Annotated in this window: 6 protein-coding genes and 1 pseudogene; all 7 read left to right on the forward strand. The window is 71.6% G+C overall.

What is annotated here, in order from left to right; all coding sequences use genetic code 11:
- Window positions 1–790, forward strand: a 790-nt coding sequence (locus tag RBH18_RS43335; RefSeq protein ID WP_306216349.1) for a His/Gly/Thr/Pro-type tRNA ligase C-terminal domain-containing protein, incomplete at its 5' end; no start/stop codon positions are given.
- Window positions 790–1,446 (forward strand): DUF402 domain-containing protein, encoded by a 657-nt coding sequence (locus RBH18_RS43340; protein ID WP_306216350.1) that lies wholly within the window; start codon window positions 790–792, stop codon window positions 1,444–1,446. The genes RBH18_RS43335 and RBH18_RS43340, both read left to right, overlap by 1 nt.
- Window positions 1,447–1,504: 58 nt before the next feature.
- Window positions 1,505–2,122, forward strand: a complete 618-nt coding sequence (locus tag RBH18_RS43345) for a hypothetical protein (RefSeq protein WP_306216351.1) — start codon at window positions 1,505–1,507, stop codon at window positions 2,120–2,122.
- A gap of 174 nt (window positions 2,123–2,296) precedes the next feature.
- Window positions 2,297–2,839, forward strand: a complete 543-nt coding sequence (rpsP, locus tag RBH18_RS43350) for a 30S ribosomal protein S16 (protein ID WP_306216352.1) — start codon at window positions 2,297–2,299, stop codon at window positions 2,837–2,839.
- A complete protein-coding gene (locus tag RBH18_RS43355; protein ID WP_015624940.1) occupies window positions 2,817–3,074 on the forward strand; it encodes an RNA-binding protein in 258 nt (85 codons plus the stop codon). The genes rpsP and RBH18_RS43355 overlap by 23 nt, the downstream gene beginning before the upstream one ends.
- A gap of 20 nt (window positions 3,075–3,094) precedes the next feature.
- A complete protein-coding gene (rimM, locus tag RBH18_RS43360) occupies window positions 3,095–3,670 on the forward strand; it encodes a ribosome maturation factor RimM (RefSeq protein ID WP_306216353.1) in 576 nt (191 codons plus the stop codon).
- A pseudogene (locus RBH18_RS43365) lies at window positions 3,670–3,823 on the forward strand (tRNA (guanosine(37)-N1)-methyltransferase TrmD); the annotation flags it as partial. The gene rimM and the pseudogene RBH18_RS43365, both read left to right, overlap by 1 nt.

Consider the following 3,823-nt stretch of genomic DNA (forward strand, 5'->3'; position numbering starts at 1 on the left):
CGCGATCAACACCATGACCCTCGAGGCCATGATGGGCGACGGCAAGGCCCTGCAGATGGGCACGTCGCACGAGCTGGGGCAGAACTTCGCGAAGGCGTTCGACATCACCTACACGTCGCAGGCCGGCGGGGTCGAGCACACGTGGACGACCTCGTGGGGCAGCACCACGCGCATGATCGGCGGCCTGATCATGGTGCACGGCGACGACAACGGGCTGCGGCTGCCGCCCGCGCTCGCCCCGATCCAGGCCCAGATCATGGTGATCAAGGCCGGCGAGGGCGTCCAGGAGGCGGCGGTCAAGCTGCGCGACGAGCTCAAGGCGGCCGGCGTGCGGGTCAAGCTCGACGACCGGGCGGACATCCCGTTCGGCCGCCGGGCCGTCGACGCCGAGCTGCAGGGCATTCCCGTACGGGTGGAGGTCGGCCCGCGCGACCTGGCGGCCGGCAATGCCGTGGTCGCCCGGCGCACCGACGGCACCAAGTCGCCGGTCGCGCTCGGCGAGGTCGTCAACGACGTCGTCGCCGCGTTGAAGGCCGACCAGCAGCGGCTCTACGACTCGGCCCTGCAGCACCGCGAGGACAACACCACCGAGGTCAAGACCCTGGGCGACGCCATCGAGGCCGCGCAGACCGGCTGGGCGCGGATCCCGTGGTCGGCGGTCGGCGCCGAGGGCGAGGCCGAGGCCAACGGCAAGGCGGTGACCGTGCGCTGCCTGGTCAACCCGGACGGCTCGGTGCCCGAGTCGGAGGACGAGCCGGGCGTGGTGGCGATCCTGGCGCGCGCCTACTGATGGCGTTCGCGCCCGGGCGGACCGTTCTCTACCGCAACATCGACGGGCCGCGCATCGCCTCGGTGCGGCCCTGCCGGGTGGTCTCCGACGACGAGCGCGGGCTGCTGCTGTGGCTGGCCCGCGGCTCGGCGATCACCGTCGAGGTGGCCCTCGACGGCCGCGGCATCCGCGACATGCCGTTCACCGAGTGGGTGACGCTGCCCACCAAGGTGATCGAGACGACGTGGCAGGGGCCGGGCGTGCTCAAGTTCCTGCCGACCGGGGCCGATCACTCGGTCTGGTTCTTCCGCGACGATCGTGACCGCTTCAAGAACTGGTACGTCAACCTCGAGGCGCGCGGCCTGCGCTGGGACGACGGCACCCTGGCCGGCGTCGACGTGATCGACTACGACCTCGACATCGAGGTGTTCCCCGACCGGACGTGGCGGTGGAAGGACGAGGACGAGCTGGCCGAGCGGCTCGCCGTGCCCGAGCATTACTGGGTGCGCGACGAGGCCGCGTTGTGGGCGTCGGGGCGGGACGTGGTCAAGCGGATCGAGGCCGGTGACTTCCCGTTCGACGGGACGTGGACGGACTTCGAGCCGGACCCGTCCTGGGAGCCCTTCGCGTCGCTGCCGGCGGGCTGGGACAGGCGGGCCGAGCCGCGGACCTTCTGAGAGCTACGCCACGGAAATCGGGGCGGCGGACGGAGACGATGATCTCTACGCTGCCCAGGTGACCGTCTGGGATCCTCCGCCCCGCAAGCCTCGGCTGCTGCTCTTCGCGCTGTCTCTGCTGATCGTCATCGCGACCACGGCCTACGGCGTCTGGTGGGTGCGGGACTTCATCGGCATCCGGTACGAGGCCCGGCCGGACGGCTGTGCGTCGATCGACCTGGGCCCGGTCGCGGCGGTGCTGGGGCCTGCGGTGGCGCTGGACCAGAAGTACGAGCCCGACGCGGGCGGTGGCGCCCGGCAGCTCACCTGCAACTTCCGGATGCCGGGCCCGACGGAGGACACGCCCCGGGGTGCCGCCATCGTCGTCCTGGAGTGGTACGGCAACGCGCCCGCGGCCGAGCTGAGCCACGGGCAGCACCGGGCCGCCCAGAGCGACGGCATCCTGGACGAGACGATCGTGCGCGACGTGCCGGACGCCGGGCAGGAGGCCTTCGGCAGTCACGACCCGGGCAACAGCCTGCTCCGGTTCCAGGTCCAGGCGCGTGACCACAACCTGATCGTGGGCATCGAGGTGGCGCTTCCCGCCTCGATCGACGGCTGGGACCGGCGGGTCTGCGAAGCCCCGTTCCGCACCCTCGGCGCCGCGGCGCAGGCCTCCTTCGCGAAGCTCGGGTGACGGGTTCCCGGCCCGATTGGGAGACACCGGCTCCCGTCTGGCAGAATGGACGACTGGTATACGGCATGCGCGGCGCCCTCTAACCCCTCGCCTGCCGGTCCACGAGACATCGGCCCCACTCCCCACGTGGGTTCCGTTCGGCTCACCCACGTCGTCATCTGGAGCGAAACAACCGTGGCCGTTAAGATCCGGCTCCTGCGGATGGGCAAGATCCGCAACCCGCAGTACCGCATCGTCGTCGCCGACTCGCGCACCAAGCGTGACGGCCGTGCCATCGAGTACGTCGGCATCTACCAGCCGAAGCACGACCCCTCGGTGATCGAGGTCAAGAGCGAGCGCGTGCAGTACTGGCTCTCGGTCGGCGCACAGCCGAGCGAGGCCGTGCAGCGCATCCTGGAGAAGACCGGCGACTGGCAGCAGTTCAAGGGCCTTCCCGCCCCGCCGCCGCTGCTCGTGGCGCCGGAGAAGGCGAACCGTCAGGCCGCCTACGAGGCCGAGGCCAAGGCCGCCGCCGGCGTTGCCGACACCCCGGCCAAGGCGCAGACCCCCAAGAAGTCGAAGGCCGACAAGCCGGCCGACGGCAAGACCCCGGCCGCGCCCGAGGTTGCCGCCGACCGCCCGACCGACACCAAGGCCGTCGACCCGGCGGAGCCGACCCGCGAGGCCGTCGCCGAGGACGCGAAGGACCCGGCCGGTGCCGGCGCCGACGCGAGCTGACGGGGCGCTCCGGCCCGCGCTGGAGCACCTCGTCAAGGGCATCGTCGACAACCCGGACGACGTCCGGGTGCGCATGGTCGACTCGCGCCGCGGCAAGCGGCTCGAGGTGCGCGTGCACCCCGAGGACCTGGGAACGGTCATCGGGCGTGGCGGGCGCACGGCCAAGGCGCTGCGTCAGGTCATCGGGTCGATCGGTGGGCGCGGCATCCGCGTCGACATCGTCGACGCCTACTGATCGGCTGCTGTCACACGATGCTGCTGGTAGTCGGTCATATCGGTAAGCCCCACGGGATCCGTGGGGAGGTCCTGGTGACAGTCCGGACCGACGAGCCAGAGGCGAGATTCACCGCCGGGGCGGTGTTCCACACGGAGGTCCAGCGTGACCGCCGGGTGAGCACCGGCCCGGCGGTCGCCGCCGCCGCTCCCGCGCCCGGCGTGCGCTATGAGGTGCCGCCGACATTGACGCTCGAGTCGCTGCGCTGGCACCAGGGGCGGGTCATCGCCCAGTTCGAGGGCGTCCACGACCGCAACATCGCCGAGGAGCTGCGCGGCGTGCTGCTGCAGGTCGACAGCGCCGAGGTGGCCCCGCCGTCCGACCCCGACGAGTTCCACGACCACCAGCTGGTCGGGCTCGCGGTCGTCGACACCGGGGGCGTCACGCTGGGCACGGTCGACCGGATCGACCACGCGCCCGCCTCCGACCTCATCGTCCTGAAGAAGGCGGCCGGCGGCACGGCGCTCATCCCGTTCGTCTCGGCGCTGATCCCCACGGTCGACCTCAAGGGCGGCCGGATCGTCGCCGATCTGCCCGAGGGACTGCTGGACCTGTAGTGCGCGTCGACGTCGTCTCGATCTTCCCCGAGTACTTCGCCCCCCTGGACCTGTCGCTCATCGGCAAGGCCCGGGGCGCGGGCACGCTCGACCTGCACGTGCACGATCTGCGCACCTGGACCTCCGACGTGCACCGGACCGTCGACGACTCGC

The sequence above is a fragment of the Actinoplanes oryzae genome (genome assembly GCF_030757795.1).
Lineage (GTDB): Bacteria > Actinomycetota > Actinomycetes > Mycobacteriales > Micromonosporaceae > Actinoplanes.